The following is an 18,470-nucleotide window of genomic DNA, read 5'->3' as shown; positions in this document are numbered from 1 at the left end:
CGGGTACGCGGAAGCGGAGAACCCTGCCGCCGTTGCCGCGCCGACGGCGGCGTACCGCGGTGGCGGACGGCGCATCGTCGGATGCCGCACCATCGGATGCCGCGCCATCGGGTACCGCATCGCCGGATGCCGCGCCGCCTAGCGCCGCACAGCCGGACGCCGCGCCACCGGGTGCCGCACCGTCGGACGCCGTACGGCCGGAGGCCATGCCACTGGCCCCATCAGCCCCGCCAGACCCATCAGCACCGCCAGACCCTTCGGACCGAACCGGGGAGGAACCCACCCGATGACCGCACTCCAGCCCGCACGGCAGGAACCGGCCGGGGACGGGCCACCCCGGGCGGCGGACCGGACCGTACGGCGCATCCCGTTCCCGGTGGTGGACGAAATCACCCGGCACTGCCTCACGGCCGACGAACCGGAAACCGTGCACATCGAGGTGCATCTGCCCGGGAAGCCGGACCCCGGCCGGCTGCGGGCGGCGTTTCGGGAAGCGTTGTGCCGGCATCCCCGCATCCTGATGCGCCAGGCCCCGCACCGGTGGTGGCGGCGGCGGTACGAGTGGGAGCTGACCGGCGTCCCGGACGCGGACCCGGTCGTCTTCCCACCGCCCGGCCCGGACGCGCTCGACCTGGCCAGGGGACGGGCGCTGACCGACCTGCCGCCGCTGGACGCGTCGCCGCCGGTGCGGCTGGAGGTCATCGAGCGGGGGGCGGAGGAGGGCGGTGACGGTGGCGGAACCGTTCTGCTCATCACCATCAACCACACGGCCCTGGACGGCCCGGCCTGCATGCGGGTACTGGCCACCGCCGCCCAGCTCTACGGCGGCGCCGACAACTCCCCCGCGCCGCCGCCCGTACGCGCGGCCGGGCCCGCCGCGGCCGACGGGCCGCGGGACACATCGCCGCCGCTCGGCGGGCACCGGCTGGCCCGGCCCGTACGGATCGCCGGGGACCGCGGGCCCCGCGCGGGCGGGCGGGGCGGCGGTGCCCGGCACGCCACCGGCAACGGCATGCTCATCACCGAACTGCCCGTCCCGGCCCGCCCGCCCCGCACCAACGGCGTCGCCGCCTACACCGTCAACGATCAACTCCTCGTCGCCACCTGCTTGATGGTGGCCCGCTGGAACCGCCTCCACGGGCGGCCGAGCGCCCCCGTGGTCGTCACGATGCCGGTCGACGACCGCCCGCGCGGCACGGACATGCCCATCGGCAACGGCACCCGGCTGGTCTCGGTCGGCTTCGGGCCGGAGGAACGGCAGGACGCCGAACTGCTCACGGCCGAGCCGCCCGACCCGGCAGCGGTCGCCCGGCTGCTGCGGCGCACCGCCGTCCGTACCCGCTCCCTGAAGTCCGCACCGGGTTCTCAACTTGGGCTTGGAGCCTCCCTGTTGACCGCTCCCGTGCTGCCCGTCGGGCTGCGCGGGGCGCTGACCCGGGCGCTACGTACGGCCGCCGCCCCGTTGGCCTCCACCACGCTGCTCTCCAACATCGGCCGCATCCCCTACCCCCTCGACTTCGGCGACGCGGGACGCCCCACCGCCGTATGGTTCTCGGCCCCGGCCCGGACACCACGCGGCCTGACCGTCACCACCGTCTCCGTCGGCGGCCGCATCCAACTCGCGCTGCGCTGGTCACACGCACTCCTGGACGACACGGCCGGCGCCCGCCTGGGCACCCTCTTCGCCCGGTCGCTTGCGGCCACGTCGTGGTCACCGGAGGCCGAAGGGGACGCGCCGCGAGCCGAAGCAGACGTCCGACGGCAAGGAGACCTGCCATGAACCGGCAGCCGACCACGATCCCGGAGAGCCGTGCCGCGCAGCCTCCGCCGGGCGGCCTACGGGAGTCCGACGACACAGCCGGCGCCCGCCTCGGCACCCTCTTCGCCCGGTCACTCGCGGCCACGTCGTGGTCGGCGGAGGCCGTGGGAGGTGCGCCATGACCCGGCGGTCGGTCATCGCCCCGGAGGACCGTGCCGCACCGGCTCGCCCGAACGGACTGCGGGAGTTCTACGAGAACCCCGCCGTGCCCGTCGCTTCCGGTGCCGACCGCAGCCGGCGGCAGGCGCTGATGCTGGCCCGCGCCCTGGGGCCGGTACGCCCCGGCGCGCGTCCGGGCACCGTCCTGGATATCGGCTGCGGCGACGGAAGCGCCGCCGCCACCGCGGCCGCCGCCCTGCCCGGCCACCACATCGTCGGCGTCGACTGGTCGCAGGACGCGCTGCGCCGCGCGGCGGCCCGCATCCCGTACGTCGTACGCGGTGAACTGGGCGACGGCGGGCTGCCGTTCGCGGACGGCACCGCCGACGCCGTGCTCTTCAGCGAGGTCATCGAGCATCTCGTCGACCCCGACGCGGCCCTGGACGAACTGCGCCGGGTGCTGCGTCCCGGAGGTCACCTGATGCTCTCCACCCCCAATCTCGCCGCCTGGTACAACCGCGGGCTGCTGCTCGCGGGGGTCCAGCCCGTCTTCTCGGAGGTGAGCATGCGAGGCATCCACGGCCGGCCCGGCACCCAGGTCGTCGGCCATCTGCGGCTCTACACCGCCCGCGCGCTGCGCGGCTTCCTGGCGGCCTGCGGCTTCGAGGTCGTACGGATCGCGGGCGCGCCGTACCACGACGTGCCGCGTCCGCTGCGGCCCCTGGACCGCGCCGCCTGCCACCTGCCGTCACTGGCCTCCATCCTGCTCGTCCATGCCCGCCGGAGAAGGGAGTAGGGCGATGCTGTGGTGGGGCGTGGCGTCCGCGCTGCTCGCCAACGTCCTGTACAGCACCGGCTTCGTGCTGGAGAAGCGCGCCCTGTCCGGGCTGCCCGCGCTCAGCACCCGGCAGCCCGCCCGGCTGGTCCGCCACCTGCTGAGCAGCCCGCTGTGGCTCGGCGGCTCGCTGGCCCTCGCCGCCGGCTTCGCCGCCCAGCTCGCGGTCTACCGCACCCTCCCCATCGCCGCCGCGCAGGGCATCTTCGTCTCCGGACTGGTCCTGCTGCTCCTCCTGTCCTCCGTCTTCCTCGGCGAGCGCACCAGCGGCCGGGAGCGGCGCGGCATCCTGGCGATCCTGCTCGCGCTGGGCATGGTCGTCGGATCGCTCCAGGGCAGCGGCGCGAGCACGGTCACCCGCACCGCTCCCACCGGCACCCTGCTGGCCATCGCCCTGCCCTCGCTGGCCGCCGGGCTGTGGCTGTACGGCTCCGCCGAGCGGCGCGCCAAGCGCCGCCACCGGCAGCCGTCCTCGGGCGTCCCCTACGGTGTGGCCGTCGGCCTGCTCTACGGCGTCAGCTCGCTCGCCATCAAGGGCGTCTCCGGACTGCTGGACGCGCGCGACCCGGCGGGCGCCGTCCGTGCCCTGTTCACCTCCCCGTATCCGTATCTGCTGCTCTTCACCGGCGCGGTCGGCCTGGTGCTGTCGCAGACCGCGCTCCAGCGCTGCCGTGCCTCCTTGATCGTCCCCGTGTGCACCACCGTCACCTGTGTGTTCACCGCCGCCTGCGGCACCGTCGCCTTCGGCGAGCCGCTGCCCGCCGACCCCCTGCGCCTGGCGCTGCGCCTGGGCGGCACCGCGATGGCCGTACTCGTCCTGCTCGCCCTGCCCCGCCAGGACACCGACGCCTCGGCACCGGCCCCGGAGCAGGAACAGGAACAGGAACCGAATCCAGAGCCGGAGCCCTCCGCCCCCTCCCAAGGAGCCGACCCGTGAAACCCGACGACCCGCTGCTGAAGATCCTCGTCTGCCCGATCGACAAGGGGCCGCTATCCCTGCTCCTGCCGGACGACGTGCTCTACAACCCCCGGCTGCGCCGCCGTTACCCGATCATCGACACCATCCCCCAGCTCCTCCCCTCCTCCGGTGAACAGGTCACCGAATCCGAACACGAAGCCATCCTGCGCCGCCTCCCCCCGGACGAACGGCCGTCCGACGAGCCGTGACAAGCCGCCGCGATTCTTGGCAGGCCCCGTCCGCGCCCGCCGATTCCGCCGGACCCGCGACCATGTCCATCATGGACCCGACCACTGACAACGGATCTTCCGACGGCCCCGGCAACGCATCTGGCGGCGGCCCCGGCAACAGCCCGGACGCATCCTCCGACGGCCCCCTCGCCTTCCAGCTCGTCCTGCTGCGCCGGATGGCCGACCACCAGCCCGGCCTGGTCGAGGACGCGCTGCGTACGCTCGGCGCCTCGCGCGCGGACCTGCGCGAGGCCAACCGCCGCTGGCAGGCGTGGGCCCACTCGCCGCGCTCGCGCGGCGCGGTGCGGCGTTACCGTTCGCTGCTCGGCCGCCCCGAGTCCGTCACCACCCGCCGTATCGGCGACCTGACCTGCGAGGCGCTGACCTGGCCCGTACCGCTCTGGCCCGACCTGCGCTTCGAGGTGCTGACCGGCCCGCAGGGCACCGCGTGGAACGCGTGGCTCGTCCGCGCGCCGGGCGCCCCCGGCCCCGTCCTGCGCACGGCCGACGACCTCGTCCCCTGGTCCTGCACGGTCGACGAGGTGGCCCGCGCCTTCGCTCCGGCCCGCCCCATGGAGGGCACCGCCCCCACCCGCTGGCGGCTCGCCTTCACCGCACCCGACGCGCAGGGCGAACGGCACGCCACCGTCGCAGAGTTCACGTGGGGCCTGCTACAGCGCACCATCGAGCAGCGCGCCACGTAGTGAGGCACGCAGGCACGCGGCGGTGGCCGAGCCGCGCGCGGCCACCAGTTCGCGCGGCGTCCCGGCGAACACAATCTCGCCGCCCCGCCGGCCGCCGCCGGGCCCGAGGTCGACCACCCAGTCCGCCCGCTTCACCACATCCAGGTCGTGCTCGATCACCAGGACGGTGTTGCCGCCGTCCACCAGCCGGTCCAGCAGGTCCAGCAGCCCGTCGACATCGGCCATGTGCAGCCCGGTCGTCGGCTCGTCCAGCACGTACAGGCTTCCCGTACGGTGCAGCCGGGTGGCCAGCTTGAGCCGCTGCCGCTCGCCGCCGGACAGGGACGACACCGACTGCCCGAGCGTCAGGTACCCGAGCCCGACCTCGACGAGCGCCTCCAACTTCCGTACGATTGCGGCCGCTTCGTCGGCCCCGGCCATCGGCCCGACACCGGCCACACCGCCCCCGCCCGCGAAGAACTCCCTCGCCTCCACCCCCGTCATCTCCAATACGTCCGCTATCGACCGCCCGCCCAGAGTCAGCCCGAGCACCTCGTCCTTGAAGCGCCGCCCCCGGCACGTCTCGCAGGTCGTGGTCACCGGGTCCAGGTACGCCAGGTCCGTGTGGATCTCCCCGCGCCCCCGGCACGCCCCGCACGCCCCGGCCGAGTTGAAGCTGAACAGCCCCGCCCGCACGCCGTTCGCCCGCGCGAACAGTGTCCGTACCGCGTCCATCACCCCGAGGTACGTGGCCGGCGTGGACCGCGCGGACACCCCGATCGCCGACTGGTCCACCACGACCGCCTCCGGGTGCGCGCCCACGAACGCCTCCGACACCAGCGTGCTCTTGCCGGAGCCCGCCACGCCCGTGACCACCGTGAGCACGCCGGTGGGTACGGAGAAGTCCACGCCCTTCAGGTTGTGCAGCGTCACGTCCCGTACGGTGAGCCAGCCGCCGGGCGTACGGGGCTCCTCCTTCACGCCCGTCACCCGGCGCAGCCCCCGCCCCGTCGGTGTGTCGGCCGCGGCCAGCCCGCGCACCGTCCCGGCGAAGACCACCTCGCCGCCCCGTGTCCCGGCTCCCGGGCCCATGTCCACCACATGGTCGGCGATGGCGATCACGTCCCGGTCGTGTTCGACGACGAGCACGGTGTTGCCCTTGTCGCGCAGCCGTACCAGCAGGTCGTTGAGCCGTCGCACGTCGCTGGGGTGCAGCCCGGTGCTCGGCTCGTCGAAGATGTATGTCATGCCCGTCAGGCTGCTGCCCAGGTGGCGCACCATCTTCAGCCGCTGCCCCTCACCACCGGACAGCGTGTCGGTCGGCCGGTCGAGGCTGAGGTAGCCGAGGCCGATGTCCGTCAGCCGGTCCAGCGCGGTGACGGCCCGCGCCGCGATGACCGCGCCCACCGGCTCGTCGGCCGGGTCGATGCCCCGGAGGACCGCGCTCAGCTCGGTGACCTCCAGGGCCGTCATCTCGGCAATGGTCAGCCCGGCGACCTGCGACTTCAGCGCCGCCTCGGTCAGCCGGCCGCCCCGGCACCGCGGGCAGGTGCCGTCCTTCGCGAAGGCGCGCACCATCTCCCTCGTCTTCTCGGGGAGCGCCGCCAGGCCCCGCTTCACGTACCGGCGGTCGAAGTGCTCGACCAGTCCCTCGTACGTGTTGTTGTAGGCGCGCTCGCCCCGCTTGACCTTGAAGCCCTTGCCGTACAGCAGCAGGTCCCACTCCTCGGGCCCGTACCGGTCCAGCGGCTTGTCCGGGTCGAAGAGGCCCGAGGTGGCGTAGATCTGCCAGCCCGCGGTGCCGACGGCGAGCGGCGGGAAGCGGATCGCGCCCTCGTTGAGGGAGCGGCCGGTGTCCAGGAAACGGTCCAGGTCGATACGGGTGGTACGGCCCAGCCCCGCGCACTCGGGGCACATTCCGGCGGGGTCGTTGAAGGAGTACGCGGTGGCCTCGCCTGCGGACGGCGTGCCGCAGCGCGAGAACAGCACCCGCAGGACGGCGTGGATGTCGGTCATCGTGCCGACGGTGGAGCGGGCGCCGCCCCCGACGGGCCGCTGGTCCACGACGATCGCCGGGGCGAGTCGCTCGATGGTGTCGGCCTTGGGCCGTTCGTGTTTGGGCAGCTGGTTGCGTACGTACCAGGTGTAGGTCTCGTTGAGCTGGCGCTGCGACTCCACCGCCACCGTGTCGAAGACCACCGAGGACTTCCCCGAACCGGACACCCCGGTGAAGACCGTGATCCGCCCCTTGGGGATCTGAATGTCCACGTCCTTGAGATTGTGCTCGCGGGCTCCGGTGATGGTGATGCAGTCGGTCCCGGTGGTGTCAGTGATGTCGGTGGCACTCGTGCTTCGGTCGGCGTGCTGTGCTCCCATACAGTCCACGCTAGGAACGAATTAGGTCAGAACCCGGCCGCTTTCTGCGCCACCCTGGACGGCATGAGCGACACCCCGGCCCGCCTCCTGAAGCTCCTCACGCTCTTGCAGACCGGCCGCGAGCGGACCGGCACCGAGCTGGCCGACCTGCTGGGCGTCAGTCCGCGCACGGTCCGCCGCGACATCGAACGGCTGCGTGACCTGGGCTATCCCGTGGACGCGGCCCTCGGCGCCATCGGCGGCTACCGCCTCGCCTCCGGCACCGCCATGCCGCCGCTCCTCCTGGACGACGAGGAGGCCGTCGCCATCGCGGTCGGCCTGCACGCCGCCGCGGGCGGCACGCTCGCCGACGTGGCGGAGACCTCCGTACGGGCTCTGGCCAAGCTGGAGCAGGTGCTGCCCGCCCGGCTGCGGGACCGGGTGACCGCCCTCCAGGAGGCCACCGTCCCGCTGTACGGCCTGCTCACCGGCGGCGGCGACGCCCCGGTCACCGACCCCGCCGTACTGACCGCCCTGGCCACCGCGTGCCGCCGCCGCGAGCGGGTCCGCTTCGCGTACGCCGCGGCGGACGGCGCCCCCAGCAAGCGGCATGCCGAGCCGTATCGCCTGGTCAGCGCGGATCACCGGTGGTACCTGGTCGCGTACGACCTGGACCGCGCGGACTGGCGTACGTTCCGGGCCGACCGGATCGGCGCGCCGCGGGCCACCGGCGCCCGCTGCGTACCGGACCGGCGCCCGCCCACCCCGGACGCCGCCGCGTTCGTCGCCGAGTCCATCGTCAGCCACCGCGCCCGGTACCGGGCGCTGGTCACCCTGCGCACGCCCCTGGAGGACGCCGCGCGCCGCCTGCCCGCCGGCACCGGCCTCCTGGAACCGCTCACCCCGGGCTCCTGCCTGCTGCGGACGGGCGGTGACGCGCTGGACTGGCTCGCGTACCGGCTGGGCTTCCTCGGCGTCCCCTTCGAGGTGCACGAACCGCCGGAGCTGATCGCCTACTTGCGCGAGCTCGGCACCCGCCTCGTGGACGCCTCGTACGGCACCCCGGAGCCCCGCGGCCAGGAACCGTGACCGCGGGCGTCCCCCAACCGGACCCTCCCAGCGCGCACCTGACGGGGCGTCGGCACACGATGGCTTTCGAGTGGCCTCCCACGGCCGCTCGTCCCGTACCGACGAACGCTCCTCGGGGAGGCCCCCTCCATGACCGCCAGCCTGGCCCAGCTGCACCGTTGCTCGGTCGCCGTCGACCTGGGCGAAGCCCGTACCCGGATGTACGTCAAGAACCAGGGCGTGGTGGTGAACCAGCCGACCGTCGCGGCCGTCAACATCCGCACCGGCGCGCTGATCGCCGTCGGGGACCACGCGGAGGTGATGGACGGCCGCACGCCGGACCATATCCGCGTGGTGCGCCCGGTCTCCGGCGGCACCGTCGTGGACATCGACATGGCGCAGCGGCTGCTGCGCAACCTGGTGGACGACAAGCTGCGCAAGGCGTGGCGGCGCAGGCCCACCATGCGGGCGGCGATCTGCCTGCCGTACGGCAGCGAGCCGCTGGCCCAGCGGGCCGCGGTGGAGACCCTGAACGGGATCGGCGCCCGCCGGGTGGAGATGGTGGACACCCTGGTCGCCGCGGCGGTCGGCTGCGACCTGCCGGTGGAGCAGCCGGAAGCCACCATGATCGTGGTGTGCGGCGCGGGCACCACGCAGATCGCGGTGCTCTCGCTCGGCTCGATCGTCGCGGCGGAGACCGTCCCGGTGGGCGGCAACGCCATCGACCATGCCGTGGTGCAGCACCTGAGGCTGCATCACAAGCTGATGCTGCCGGGCCAGTCCGTACGGCCGCTGCACCTGATGCTCTCCGGCGACGGCGATCTGGTGGCGGGCCCGACCGAGGTGCACGGCCGGGACGTGGTGAGCGGGCTGGCCCGCTCGGTCATGGTGGAGACCGAGCCGGTCCGGCGCGCCATCGCCTCGCCGCTGACCGGCATCCTGGACGGGATCGGGTCGGTGCTGCGCCGCTGCCCGCCGGACCTGGTGGCGGACCTGGGCGAGCGCGGCATCATGCTGGCGGGCGGCAGCGCGCTGATCCCCGGCCTCCAGTCGATGATCCGGCAGGCCACGACCATGCCGGTGCACATCGCGGAGCGGCCGGACACCTGCGCGGTGCTGGGGCTGGGCGACATGATCGAGGGCAAGGTGGAGCCCCTGCACCTCGATCCGATGGCGACCTGAGCGGGCGCGCCGGGCGCGCCCCTGGGGGCGCACGTACGAGAACGCGCCCCCGGGCGCGCCCGCCCCGCCTACAGCGTCCGGGTGTTCCAGCCCACCACCGCGGGCCGCCCGTGCTCCTCGCCGAGCACGCCCACCGTGCCCGTCTCGAAGGTGAACAGCGCGCCCGCCGAGGCCGGCAGCCCCAGCCGGCGGGCCGTCAGCACGCGCTGGAAGTGCCCGTGGCCGACCAGCACCACATCGCCGTCGGCCGTGCGCAGCAGTTCCTCGATACGGGCCAGCGCCCGGTCGGCGCGGGCGCCGACCTGCTCGGGCGACTCGCCCGGGTGCTCCGGGGGCCCGGCGGTCACGCCGTCGGTGAACAGGAACCAGCCGGGGCGGGTGCGGTGGATCTCGTCGGTGGAGATGCCCTCGTACCCGCCGTAGTCCCACTCGCTCAGATCGGCGTCGACCCGCGGGGCCGGCAGTCCGGCCAGCTCGGCGGTGTGGCGGGCCCGCCGCAGCGGGCTGCTGAGCACCGCGCCGATCTTCCGGCCCGCCAGGACCGGCCGCAGGGAGCGGGCCTGCTCCTCACCGCGGGCGGTGAGCGGCAGGTCGGTCCAGCTGGTGTGCTGCCCCGACCTGCTCCACTCCGTCTCGCCGTGGCGGATCAGGAGCAGTTCATTCACCGGCGGCCTGCCCGTCCTGCTTCTGGGCCTCCTCCACGGAGGCGCGCACCTCGTCCATGTCCAGGTTGCGGGCCTGGCCGATGACGTCCTCCAGGGCGGCCTCCGGCAGCGCGCCCGGCTGCGAGAACACCGCGATGTTCTCGCGGACGATCATCAGCGTCGGGATCGACTGGATCTGGAAGGCGGCGGCCAGCTCGGGCTGTGCCTCGGTGTCGACCTTCGCGTACACCAGGTCGTCGTTCTTCTCGGACGAACGCTCGAAGACCGGACCGAACTGCTTGCACGGGCCGCACCACTCGGCCCAGAAATCGATCAGGACGAAATCGTTTCCGGAGACGATCTCGTCGAAGTTGTCCTTGGTGAGCTCTACCGTGCTCATGCGTATTCCCTGCTTCCGGTTCCGGTCTGCTGTCGGTCCCGCTGCGGCAACGGGTTCATCGCATCACCTATTCCGCACGCCGGACCGTCCCGCACCCCTGCCCAGCAAACGCCGTCCTATCCATGCGAATTTCCCGGGCCGTCCGGTGGCCTACGGGCCGCCTCGCCGGCCAGGGTCCGCCACACCCGGTCCCGGGTCAGCGGCAGCCGGGTGAAGCGCACCCCGGTGGCGTCGCGGAGCGCGTTGGCCAAGGCCGGCGCGACCGGATTGAAGGGGCTCTCGCTCATGGACTTCGCGCCCGCCGGGCCGATCGTGTCCGCGGTCGGCGTGCACCGTACCTCGGTACGGGGCACGTCGGCGAAGGCGGGCAGCCGGTACTCGCGGAACGCGGCGGTACGCACCCGGCCGCGCCCATCCAGCCGTACGTCCTCCGACAGCGCCGATCCCAGGGCCTGGGCCACCCCGCCCTCGATCTGTCCCCGGCACTGCATGGGATTGATCACAGTGCCCGCGTCCGCCGCGTGCACGCTGCGCAGGACCCGGATCTCGCCGGTGCCCGGATCGACCGCGACACGGAACCAGTGCGCGTTGAAGGCGACGGTACGGGGCGTGCCGGTGGCGTGGCCGTGGCCGGTGAGAGGGCCGTGGCCGGTGAGGGGGGCTTCGTCACGGCCGCTGAAAGGTGTCTCGTCGCGGCCGGACAGTGGCCCGTCTCGGGTGGCCCGCTCCCGGATCAGCGCGGCCAGGGAGCGGGCCGCGCGCATCACGGCCCGGCCCGCCACCACGGTCCCGGCCGAGCCGAAGACCCCGGTGTCGTGCCCGACCGCATCGGTGTCGGCCTGCCGTACGGTGATCCGCTCCTCGCCGATGCCCAGCTCGGCGGCGGCGAACTGGCGGTGCGCGGTGGTGGCGCCGCTGCCGGATTCGGTCGTGCCGACGGCCAGTTCGTACGCGCCGTCGGCGGTCAGCGTGATCCGGGCGTCGGCGAAATGCCCGCCGGGCCCGCCTGCGGCGATCATCGTCAGGGCGCTGCCCTCGCCCACCAGCCAGCCGTCCGGAGCAGCGGGCTCTCCGGCGGACTCCCCGGCGCCTTTGGACGCTGACGCCGCACGCAGCACCTCCAGGCAAGCGCCGAGCCCATAACTCCCGATACTCAGGTCGCTTTCCGCGCCGACCACCGTCTCCAGCTCGTCGCCGGGCCGCACCACATTGCGCTCCCGCACCGCCAGCGGATCGAGGCCCAGCCGCCGTGCCAGCTCGTCCAGCGCACTTTCCAGCGCGAAGACGACCTGCCCGAGCCCGTAGCCGCGGAAGGCACCGGCCGGGACGGTGTGGGTGTACGCGGCGAAACCGTCCGCCTTCTTGTTGGGGCAGCGGTAGAGGGCCAGGGCGTCGCCGCAGCCGTGCATCAGGACGCTGCGGGCGTGGTTGCCGTACGCGCCGGTGTCGGACACCACGTACAGCTGGAGCGCGGTGAGTGTGCCGTCCCGACGGGCCCCCGCCTTCACCCGTACGGTGAACGGGTGCCGAGTGGTAGCGCCTGTGAACTCCTCCTCGCGGGTGAACTCCAGCTTCACCGGCCGCCCGGTGCGCAGCGCCGCCAGCGCCACGACATCCTCGACGAGCATCTCCTGCTTGCCGCCGAAGGCACCGCCGACCCGCCCCGCGACGACGCGCACCGACTCGGGCGGCAGGTCCAGCAGCGCGCAGAGGGAACGGCGCACGAGATACGGCACCTGAGTACTGGTACGGACAACCAGCCGCCCTTCCGGCCCCGCCGCCCTCTCCCCCGGCTCGAAGTACGCCAGCGCGCCGTGCGTCTCCAGGCTCGCGTGCTGCGCCCGTTGCGTACGGAAGGTCTCCTCGTACACCACATCGGCCTCCGCGAACCCACGCGCCACGTCACCGGTCTCCCCGTGCACCTCGCCCGCCACATTGGCACCGGGCCGCGCGATCCCGGCCCACTCCCCCTTGTCGTGCACGACCGGGGCGCCCGGCCGCATGGCCTCCTCCGGGTCCAGCACCGCGGGCAGCACCTCGTACGTCACCACCACCCGGCGGCAGCCCTCCTCGGCCGCCGCCTCGCTGTCCGCGACCACCGCGGCGACCCGCTGGCCCACATGGCGGACCCTGTCGTCCAGAAGCCGGGTGTCGGACGGGTCGTCCTCCGGATGCTCGTGCTGGGCGGTGGAGAAATGGCGGCCGGGCGCGTCATGGTGGGTGAACACCGCGTGCACTCCGGGCACGCGCAGCGCGGCGCGGGTGTCGATGGCGGTGATCCGGGCGTGGGCGTGCGGCGAACGCAGCAGCTTCATGTGCAGCAGGCCGGGCAGGGCAGCGGTACCGAGGTCGATGTCGAAGGTGTAGCGGGCCCTGCCGGTGACCACGTCCGGAGCGCCGGGCGCGGGAACGTTACGGCCGACACCGCCCCCCGCCGCGTCCTCCGTATGCCGGACACCTCGTACGGCATCCTCGATGGCCCGATAGCCGGTGCAGCGGCACAGATTTCCCTTGAACGCGCGCGGCAGATCGACTGACAGATCGGCGTCGAGCGCCGCCGTGGTCATCAAAAAGCCTGCCGTACAGAAGCCGCACTGAAAGCCCTGCGCTTCCAGGAACCGCCGCTGCATGGCGTGCAGTTGACCGCTCACCGGATCGGCCAGCCCTTCCACCGTGGTGACCTTCCGCCCGTCGGCCCGCAGAGCCGGATACACGCAGCTGTGCACCGGCTCCCCGTCCACATGAACCGTGCACGCCCCACAGTCCCCCGCGTCACAGCCCTTCTTGACGCCGAACCAGCCGCGCTCGCGCAGGTAGGTGCGCAGGCATTGGCCGGGGCGGGGTGGGGTGGGGGTGGGGGCCCCGTTGACTTCGGTACGGAAAGGGGCGGAGGTGCCATTGACTTCGGTGCGGAAGGGGGCGTCGTTGGCTGCGGTGCGGAAGGGTGTGGGGCGCGGGCGCGCGGGTCGGGACGGTGACGGACCGAGCTTCGCCTGCGGGACCATCGCGCTCCCACCCGCCGGCGCCGCCAGCTCCTCCCGGATCTCCTTCCTGATCTCCTCCCCCATCCGATACGTCATGTGCCGCCGCCACTCCGGCAGCCCGTGGACGTCGTCGAACCAGCCGCCGTCCGGCACCGCCCGCCCGATCGCCGCCCGCAGGGCACCGGCGTCCGGGAGGGCCGGGAAGCGCAGCCGGACCGGCCGTACGGTGGCGGCGGTGATCGTCAGGGTGAACGCGCCGTCCAGCGGATCGCGCGTCCCGATCAGCAGCGCGGCCGAGCGCCCGAGCCTGTGCAGCGATGTCTGCCGGAATGCCGTACGGCGGTCCAGCGCGCGGGCCGGCAGCGTGACCGAGCGCAACAACTCGCCTTCGGCCAGGGCGTTGCGCCCGGCCCCGATGACAAGGTCAATAACCGGCAGCCGCCGGGCGGTCCCGTCCCGGGCCAGCAGCAGGCAATTGCCGTCCAGCGCCGCCGCGAGCGAGACCATCGGTGCGGCAGGCAGCGCGAGGCACACGTTCCCCCCGACGGTGGCCGTGTTCCAGATCTTGAACGAGGCCAGGAAGGCGCGGCAGCACTGCTCGAAGAGCGGCCCCGCCGGCCGGGCGAGGCCCCGGCCGAAGCGGGACACCTCCGCGATGGTGCACGTCGCCGCGATCTCCAGCGCACCGTCCGGCCGCCACCGCAGCGGCTCCCAGCCCGTCCGGCCCAGATCCAGCAGCCGCCGCACCCCGGGCTGCGGCTCGGAGAAGAGGTACGTACCGCCGCCGAGCCAGGCGTCCCCCGGCCGCCATTCCGGCCGTTCCCGGGCGTCCCGGACCTCCCGCACCGTATTCAGGTCCATGCACCGAGTGAAACAAGCACGCCCTCCGCACAGCCGCCGCAACGCACGGAAAGTCATCCCCCCGTAGGCCCGCCCCTCCTGGCATCAGCGCGACTACCCCACCCATTCCCCTGGCATTTACGATGCGATTCCGCGCTCTCACCTGGCGAGTGCGCATGGCCAAGCCCCGGGCCCGGCGCCCGGAACGGTACGAGGAGCACGTCCCATGCCGCACACCACCCCGCCGATACCCGGGGAGGGCTCCGCCCCCGCCACCCTCGAACGGCTGCTCGCCGCCGTCCCCGCCGACGTACGCGCCGTCTTCAGCGCCCGCACCCTGCGCCCCCTCCTCCCCGAACACGACCGGACCGGCACCCTGCTGCACACCCTGGAAACGTTCCTCCACCACGACGCCTCCTGGTCCCGCACCGCCGCCGCCCTCCACCTCCACGTCAACACCGTCCGCTACCGCATCCACCGCATAGAACACCTCACCGGCCGCGACCTCACCCGCCTGTCCCACCGCCTCGACCTGCGGGCGGCGCTGCTCTGCCGGGCGGGGGCGGGAGAGGGCGCGGCGTAAGCGCGGCGGGTATACGGGGCGGGCGGAATGGGCAGGACGGGCGGGGCGGCACCCGCTCCGTTCCCGGTCGCGTACGGAGAAGGGGCGGGCTCACGCCAGGGCCGCTCACCACGCCACCACATCGAGGCAACCGGCCGGCGGCACGTTCGAATCGGCATCCGGTCACGGCCGCGCTGAGCTGCCGACCGAGTGGTTCGCCCCGAGAACGGGGTCGAACATCCGAGTCGTGAGGCACGTGGGCACCTGTCCGGTTCCGGCGCCGCTCCCCCTCGTATCACCCTGGCCCCCACGGGCGTACGGACGGCGCGAGAGCCACCGCGGCGGTCCGCGCGGGGCGCCGGGAGGCGGCGCCTTCACGGGTGCCCCTGTCTGCGGAAACGTCCCCGCGCTGGCTGGATCCGCCGGAACGGGTCCCGGTCATTGTGTGCCGGGTCGGGGCCGGCTCGGGGCCGGTACACGGGATACGCCGGGGGCGAGAGAGAGCCGTGGGGCGGGCGGGGCGGTAACGCGGTGCTCGCACGGTACGTGTGTGACGCGTTTCGTCATCTGATGCGCGGCGGTACGGCTCCGTACCCGTGGCAGGGAACCACGGGCCCACACGTCAGCCCCTTTCACGCGCTCCCCGCCCCGGGTCAGCCTTGTTCGACGCGGCGCACCGCATCATCACTTGCCCGCGGTCACATACGTAGTCCCGTATCGCGCCGGACACACGGCGGGGACCGCGTCACATACCGGGCCGGACACCCACCAGAGCCGGGGCCCCGCGCAGGCCGCCACGACCCGTACCGGCAGCCGCCCCTGTACCCGCGGCGATCACCACCCATCGAGAACGGATGCCACAAGCCACCAACCGCCACCACCAACCGCCAAGGAGCCGACCATGACCACTCCCGCGACAGCCGCCCCGGCCGACAGCACGGACCCGGAATGGACCGGCATCCGCACCCTCAGCCATGCGAACCGCTTCGCCGTCTGGGACAGCGAGTTCCGCTATGACGGGCGGATCCGCGTCCCGATGGGCGTGAAGATCAGTACGGTGCGCTACTCCTACACCGGCAACGGCCAGGCGGGCATGAACGCCACCGAGGTCAAGCGCGGCCGCAGCGGCATCGACCAGGAGTTCGAGGTCATCGACCTGACCTTCCTCGCCGACTCGGACCTGCTCACGTTCACCCTGCGCGGCGACCTCAACGTCGACGCCGACCCGCGCCCGGCCTACAGCCGCCGGTACCAGATCCGGGTCGACGTCACGCTCGACAACGGCGACGTACGCACCGCGAACCCGGAGATCGAAGTGCTGGCCGGCGCCTGGGCGCGAACCGACCCGGAAAAGGTGGGACGGCCGTTCGTCCGGCTGCCGTACGACAACAACTGGGGCGGTACTCCCAACAGCCAGGCCGGATTCGGCTACGTATCGGACAACGGCCGTATCCCCGGCGACAAGTTCATCATCGACCTGGTCAATCTGCGCCAGGGCGAGCAGGACGTACCGGGCAACAACAGCGACCACGTGTACTACCAGCTCGTCCACGAGGACGGCACACCGTCCCACTTCACCCCGACCCCGCAGCTCCAGAAGGCGGAGGGCCACCGCGACGCCGGTACGGGCCGCAAGGTGACGCTGCCCGCGATCGACCTGCGGCAACTGGGCGACAAACCCGGCTACTACCGGTTCCTGGTCTGGCCGCAGGCCGCCAACCCGGACGGCTCGCCCAGCTACCTCAGCTGGGACCCGGCCAAGACCGAGGACGCGTTCCAGCTCGGCAGCGTCTACTACCGCTACACGGCGGGCCGCCGCCAGGGCCAGTTCGCGGTGTCGCCGGGCGGACCGGTGACGCTGGTACGCGGCGGCGAACACCGCTACCCGGGCGTGGAACTCCAGGCCGTCGAGGACGGCGCCGTACCCGCGCAGCGCGTCCGCGTCACCCTCCCCCAGGGCAAGGGCCTGCGGCTCGGCGACCGGCTGATCGTAGGGGTCGTACAGAATTCCGAGTGGAAGGAAGTCGGCTCCTACAGGGGAACCCTGTCGCCGGACGGCCAGACGCTCACCTTCGACAACGTCGATCTGGCCCTGGCCGGCAAGGGTTCAAAGTCCAGCGCCCTGGTCGAGGTGACAGCATCCACCGCGGCCCCGCTGGGCGACACGAACCTGGGCTTCCAGGTGGGCGACCACACATCGGCTTCGTCGCTGATCCGGGTTACGGAGGTCTGAGGGGGGCGCCGGACGGCGGTCGCCCCCCACGCGCTCCCGCGAGGCCGTACGGCGCCGCAGCTCCGCGCCCTCCCGCGCGGTGGGCAGGCCCGCAGCCCCCTGCCCACCGCGCGTCCGCACCACCCCCGACCGAAGGGAGTCCTCGCACGTGGACACGGTGGCATCCCGCCCGCTCAGGCCGGCCGCACCCCGTACGTCACGGCGCATGTCGATCACGGCCAGGGTCTACGGATATCCACCGGCCCACAACGCGGGCTCCGAGTGGATGCTCCACTCGATGCTCCGCCCCCTGGCCGAGCGCGGCCACCGCATAACCGTCTGGCTCTCCCACCCCGGCACCATCGACAGGACCTACGACATCGACGGCGTACGCGTCGTCCCCTTCCAGGAAGGCGCCGACTTCGCCGCCGAGGCCCAGCGGGCGGACGTCCTCCTGTCCCACTTCGAGAACGTCCCCCTCATCACCGGCCTCGCCAGGAACCGACAGATTCCCGTAGTTGTCATCTGTCACGACAACTTCGCCACCAGCTTCCACAACGCGGCAGGCGCCGACCTCGTCGTCTACAACAGTGAGTGGATCCGCCGCGACGGCGAGATCCACTACGCCCGCTACCCGGCCGAGTTCCTGCCCCGGCGGTCCCTCGTCGTCCGCCCGCCCGTGCTCGCCGAGGAGTACCGCACCGAGCCGGGCGACTGCGCGACCCTGGTCAACCTCAACCCCGACAAGGGCGGCGAACTCTTCTGGCAGCTCGCCGCCTGGACCCCCGAGTGGCACTTCCTCGGCGTCCGCGGCGCCTACGGCCAACAGGTGATGCCCCCGCCCCGCCTCCCCAACTGCGAGGTCCTCGACAGCGTCACCGGCAAGGAGATGCGCACCCGCGTCTACGGCCGCTCCCGCGTCATGCTCATGCCCAGCCTCTACGAGTCCTGGGGCCGCGTAGCGGTCGAAGCCTTCGCCTCCGGCATCCCGGTGATCGCCCACCCCACCCCCGGCCTGGTCGAATCCCTCGGCGAAGCCGGCATCTTCGCCTACCGCGACGACCTCAACGCCTGGACCCACGCCCTGATGTCCCTACGCGACCCCACCAACTGGGAACGCGCCTCCGCCCGCGCCAGGGCCCGCTCCGACGAACTGACCAAGAACTCCGACCTGGACGAGTGGTGCGCGGCGGTCGAATCACTCGGAGAGGAGCAGCCTCGGACGTCCTTCCGCGTACGGGGGCTCGGCAGTCTTGTCGAGGCCGATGATTTGGGGGGTGGGCCTGAGGAGGGCGTACGGCGTACGGGGGTCGAATCGCTCGGGCGGAGGGATGCGGGACTCGGAGCCCGCAGGCGTGAATGAGATACGGGACGTCCGCGACCCCAGAACCAGCTCCGCACCCCCTGCGTCGGTTAGGTTGACCAGCAGTTATCACTGGCACCGAAAGCCGCGCAACGGGAGGAACATTCCATGACGGACCCCAACAGCACAGGCGGAATTCCCGCCGGGAACCCGGCACAACCGCCGCAGCCGGCCGGAGGCGCAGGTTCGTCCCCCGGCAATGCGGGGACCGAGTCTGCCCCCGCGCCTCCCTGCCC

The 18,470-nt window shown here is 72.9% G+C and carries 15 protein-coding genes and 1 pseudogene; 11 read left to right on the top strand and 5 right to left on the bottom strand.

Annotated features, from left to right (window positions below; translation table 11 throughout):
* Window positions 1-286 precede the first annotated feature (286 nt).
* The 6 genes from ADK86_RS08210 (at window position 287) to ADK86_RS08190 (ending at window position 4,645) form a co-directional block, all read left to right on the top strand.
* Entirely contained in the window at window positions 287-1,780 is a 1,494-nt protein-coding gene (locus ADK86_RS08210; RefSeq protein WP_234345768.1) for a condensation protein, read from the top strand.
* Complete coding sequence (locus ADK86_RS43030; protein WP_159393814.1) at window positions 1,777-1,941, top strand: hypothetical protein; 165 nt, start codon at window positions 1,777-1,779, stop codon at window positions 1,939-1,941. The genes ADK86_RS08210 and ADK86_RS43030 overlap by 4 nt, the downstream gene beginning before the upstream one ends.
* Window positions 1,938-2,714: a class I SAM-dependent methyltransferase gene (locus tag ADK86_RS08205; protein ID WP_053695998.1), complete on the top strand. Its 777-nt coding sequence runs from the start codon at window positions 1,938-1,940 to the stop codon at window positions 2,712-2,714. The genes ADK86_RS43030 and ADK86_RS08205 overlap by 4 nt, the downstream gene beginning before the upstream one ends.
* A gap of 4 nt (window positions 2,715-2,718) precedes the next feature.
* On the top strand, window positions 2,719-3,690 hold the full coding sequence (locus tag ADK86_RS08200; protein WP_053695997.1) for a DMT family transporter: 972 nt from the start codon (window positions 2,719-2,721) through the stop codon (window positions 3,688-3,690).
* Window positions 3,687-3,920, top strand: a complete 234-nt coding sequence (locus tag ADK86_RS08195) for a Trm112 family protein (RefSeq protein ID WP_031187889.1) — start codon at window positions 3,687-3,689, stop codon at window positions 3,918-3,920. Before ADK86_RS08200 ends, ADK86_RS08195 begins: the two co-directional genes overlap by 4 nt.
* 71 nt (window positions 3,921-3,991) lie before the next feature.
* The gene (locus ADK86_RS08190; RefSeq protein WP_053696001.1) at window positions 3,992-4,645 is read left to right on the top strand and encodes a hypothetical protein; all 654 of its coding nucleotides are present in this window, start codon (window positions 3,992-3,994) and stop codon (window positions 4,643-4,645) included.
* Here the strand turns inward: ADK86_RS08190 and ADK86_RS08185 are convergent.
* The gene (locus ADK86_RS08185; RefSeq protein ID WP_053695996.1) at window positions 4,613-7,000 is read right to left on the bottom strand and encodes an ATP-binding cassette domain-containing protein; all 2,388 of its coding nucleotides are present in this window, start codon (window positions 6,998-7,000) and stop codon (window positions 4,613-4,615) included. The genes ADK86_RS08190 and ADK86_RS08185 overlap by 33 nt on opposite strands.
* Before the next feature lie 63 nt (window positions 7,001-7,063).
* Here ADK86_RS08185 and ADK86_RS08180 point away from each other — a divergent pair, with 63 nt between their 5' ends.
* The gene (locus ADK86_RS08180; protein WP_053695995.1) at window positions 7,064-8,068 is read left to right on the top strand and encodes a helix-turn-helix transcriptional regulator; all 1,005 of its coding nucleotides are present in this window, start codon (window positions 7,064-7,066) and stop codon (window positions 8,066-8,068) included.
* 129 nt (window positions 8,069-8,197) lie between these two features.
* A complete protein-coding gene (locus ADK86_RS08175) occupies window positions 8,198-9,229 on the top strand; it encodes a rod shape-determining protein (RefSeq protein ID WP_003985204.1) in 1,032 nt (343 codons plus the stop codon).
* A 68-nt stretch (window positions 9,230-9,297) separates the two neighbouring features.
* Here ADK86_RS08175 and ADK86_RS08170 read toward each other — a convergent pair whose 3' ends face one another.
* The 4 genes and pseudogenes from ADK86_RS08170 to ADK86_RS43720 form a co-directional block, all read right to left on the bottom strand.
* Window positions 9,298-9,894, bottom strand: coding sequence for a histidine phosphatase family protein (locus ADK86_RS08170; protein WP_053695994.1), 597 nt, complete (start codon window positions 9,892-9,894; stop codon window positions 9,298-9,300).
* Window positions 9,887-10,273, bottom strand: a complete 387-nt coding sequence (gene trxA, locus ADK86_RS08165) for a thioredoxin (protein ID WP_053695993.1) — start codon at window positions 10,271-10,273, stop codon at window positions 9,887-9,889. The genes ADK86_RS08170 and trxA overlap by 8 nt, the downstream gene beginning before the upstream one ends.
* A 116-nt stretch (window positions 10,274-10,389) precedes the next feature.
* Window positions 10,390-13,098 (bottom strand): molybdopterin-dependent oxidoreductase, encoded by a 2,709-nt coding sequence (locus ADK86_RS08160; protein WP_053696000.1) that lies wholly within the window; start codon window positions 13,096-13,098, stop codon window positions 10,390-10,392.
* A 216-nt stretch (window positions 13,099-13,314) separates the two neighbouring features.
* A pseudogene (locus ADK86_RS43720) lies at window positions 13,315-14,118 on the bottom strand (FAD binding domain-containing protein); the annotation flags it as partial.
* A 205-nt stretch (window positions 14,119-14,323) separates the two neighbouring features.
* Here ADK86_RS43720 and ADK86_RS08155 point away from each other — a divergent pair.
* From ADK86_RS08155 to ADK86_RS08145, 3 genes are all read left to right on the top strand, one after another.
* Entirely contained in the window at window positions 14,324-14,680 is a 357-nt protein-coding gene (locus tag ADK86_RS08155) for a PucR family transcriptional regulator (RefSeq protein ID WP_053695992.1), read from the top strand.
* An 880-nt stretch (window positions 14,681-15,560) separates the two neighbouring features.
* Window positions 15,561-16,892 (top strand): hypothetical protein, encoded by a 1,332-nt coding sequence (locus tag ADK86_RS08150; protein ID WP_053695991.1) that lies wholly within the window; start codon window positions 15,561-15,563, stop codon window positions 16,890-16,892.
* 205 nt (window positions 16,893-17,097) lie between these two features.
* Complete coding sequence (locus ADK86_RS08145) at window positions 17,098-18,234, top strand: glycosyltransferase family 4 protein (protein ID WP_053695999.1); 1,137 nt, start codon at window positions 17,098-17,100, stop codon at window positions 18,232-18,234.
* Window positions 18,235-18,470 lie beyond the last annotated feature (236 nt).

The organism is Streptomyces sp. NRRL F-5755, assembly GCF_001279365.1.
GTDB lineage: Bacteria > Actinomycetota > Actinomycetes > Streptomycetales > Streptomycetaceae > Streptomyces > Streptomyces rimosus.
This window is presented reverse-complemented; position numbering and strand designations above follow the sequence as displayed.

Coding starts and splice junctions, on each gene's coding strand:
- ADK86_RS08210 (WP_234345768.1), top strand. CDS start 287: ATGACCGCACTCCAGCCCGCACGGCAGGAACCGGCCGGGGACGGGCCA.
- ADK86_RS43030 (WP_159393814.1), top strand. CDS start 1,777: ATGAACCGGCAGCCGACCACGATCCCGGAGAGCCGTGCCGCGCAGCCT.
- ADK86_RS08205 (WP_053695998.1), top strand. CDS start 1,938: ATGACCCGGCGGTCGGTCATCGCCCCGGAGGACCGTGCCGCACCGGCT.
- ADK86_RS08200 (WP_053695997.1), top strand. CDS start 2,719: ATGCTGTGGTGGGGCGTGGCGTCCGCGCTGCTCGCCAACGTCCTGTAC.
- ADK86_RS08190 (WP_053696001.1), top strand. CDS start 3,992: ATGGACCCGACCACTGACAACGGATCTTCCGACGGCCCCGGCAACGCA.
- ADK86_RS08185 (WP_053695996.1), bottom strand. CDS start 7,000: ATGGGAGCACAGCACGCCGACCGAAGCACGAGTGCCACCGACATCACT.
- ADK86_RS08180 (WP_053695995.1), top strand. CDS start 7,064: ATGAGCGACACCCCGGCCCGCCTCCTGAAGCTCCTCACGCTCTTGCAG.
- ADK86_RS08175 (WP_003985204.1), top strand. CDS start 8,198: ATGACCGCCAGCCTGGCCCAGCTGCACCGTTGCTCGGTCGCCGTCGAC.
- trxA (WP_053695993.1), bottom strand. CDS start 10,273: ATGAGCACGGTAGAGCTCACCAAGGACAACTTCGACGAGATCGTCTCC.
- ADK86_RS08155 (WP_053695992.1), top strand. CDS start 14,324: ATGCCGCACACCACCCCGCCGATACCCGGGGAGGGCTCCGCCCCCGCC.
- ADK86_RS08150 (WP_053695991.1), top strand. CDS start 15,561: ATGACCACTCCCGCGACAGCCGCCCCGGCCGACAGCACGGACCCGGAA.
- ADK86_RS08145 (WP_053695999.1), top strand. CDS start 17,098: ATGTCGATCACGGCCAGGGTCTACGGATATCCACCGGCCCACAACGCG.